This window comes from Grimontia sedimenti (assembly GCF_011045095.1).
Classification (GTDB): Bacteria; Pseudomonadota; Gammaproteobacteria; order Enterobacterales; family Vibrionaceae; genus Enterovibrio; species Enterovibrio sedimenti.
Genome location: NZ_JAALDL010000041.1, coordinates 1 through 1,823 on the forward strand (window position 1 = coordinate 1; position 1,823 = coordinate 1,823).

Annotated in this window: 1 protein-coding gene; it reads left to right on the forward strand. The window is 40.6% G+C overall.

What is annotated here, in order from left to right:
- Window positions 1-936 (forward strand): hypothetical protein (locus tag G5S52_RS24485; RefSeq protein WP_165018871.1); only part of this gene is annotated, 936 nt, incomplete at its 5' end.
- Window positions 937-1,823 lie beyond the last annotated feature (887 nt).

The following is a 1,823-nucleotide window of genomic DNA, read 5'->3' on the forward strand; positions in this document are numbered from 1 at the left end:
ATAGATGGTCAGAAGACAATAGAGCGCATTCCCACCTCTGTAGAAGAATGTAAGAAGGCTATTAATGATAATTGCCCCAACAGGGCGTGTAATGTGAGAGAGCCAGATAGATTGACACCTGAATATCATTATGCTTCATCAACAACGGTGACATCAGAAGTTATGACAGTGATGACTATAGGCAGCTCAATTTTCTTTGATAGGAGCAAAGAGAGAATGAGTCCGGCAGGGTCGCATATTGATTTTAATCCAAGGGACGGCAATGCAGAAGTAGATGGGACTGCATTCTTATGGGACCCTAAAGATGAGATAAAATCATGTCCTTATCAGATAATCGGGATCTATGGTTGTGATGAATTTGATGAAGGGAGTTCATTGTTTTATGCATGTTCCAGGGGAGGCATTACTGTCACTCCGTCTGATCCTCCGCACGAAATACATAAAGAAATATGCTCGGGTGTGATGTTATCTGATGAAGGGTTCATATATAGTTTAAATCATGATCAAAAGCCATCGTCAGACCAACTTGGAAGGATGGCAATAGAGGCAAATGAAGGGACTGCTGAGCAAGCTGATACTACGTATTTGAGGCACAAAATCCAACAAGTGGCAACAAAGCTCACTTCAGACATATGTTTTACTCAGTGTGAAGTCATGGGGCTTGAAGTGAGGAATAGCAATAAGTCTACCCACCTAGTTAGGATGGGGCACCAACATTATCTGTCATATAATAACGGATCAGCGAGATACTGTTACCCGGCACACGGGTGTAGATTACCTGATAAAGTCATGTATTGCGGAGGGCCACCAAGGTTGAGTGTATCATGCAATGGGAAAAATAGATTATGGGATCCATCGAAGCCCTACACTGAGAAACACGTGAATTGCACGAAACCGGCTGAGGTAGAGGATCTGGAGTTTCATATGGAGGACTGAAATACAGTATTAATAAAGATCTCACCATACCATTAGAAAAGGACGAACTACACGGTGTATATCAGAGTGAGCCCTACACTGAGAAACACGTGAATTGCACGAAACCGGCTGAGGTAGAGGATCTGGAGTTTCATATGGAGGACTGAAATACAGTATAATAAAGATCTCACCATACCATTAGAAAAGGACGAACTACACGGTGTATATCAGAGTGAGTTCCTCAGATATCATAACGGGGCCTTAAATCTCAACATCACAGATCTGAGATCGCTGAGATCAGGTTGGACAGCCGCAAAAGCAGGACCATCTGTAATTTATCAAGGGAGCCCGAACAAGGTGACTATTAATTCCCCTCACTTCACATTAGGATCATGGTTTATAGACACAATAACAGGAGTGAAGCACATGTTTGGGAGTATTGAGACAATCATAGGAAGATTTTTGATATTTATAGTGATAATATTATCTCTGTGGATCACAGTCAAAGTCACAAGGTCGCTCAAAGTCTCAGAGGGACAACCAACTAGGAAAGCAAGTTATGCTTTAGTAGAAATGGAAGATGCAGTCACAAGGGACAATAGGGCTCAATGGATGTAACATCTTAATGTCAGGCCCTCTCTATACATCCCGTGTGGAGGGCGGTCAAATTTGTACTGCCAACAAAGTCTCTTGAAGGACACATGCATTCACATACGGACATCTCGCAATATCCGTGACATCACAATGGATCACTGGAATAAGATTATGGTTTAATAAAACTATAGATTATTAATAGATACGATTAAACAATAAAATAGTCATAGATACAAGAATATATAGGATAAATAAATTTATATATACGTATTAATCTCTGTGGATTTAATTGTTAGAGAGATTATTCCTCGTAA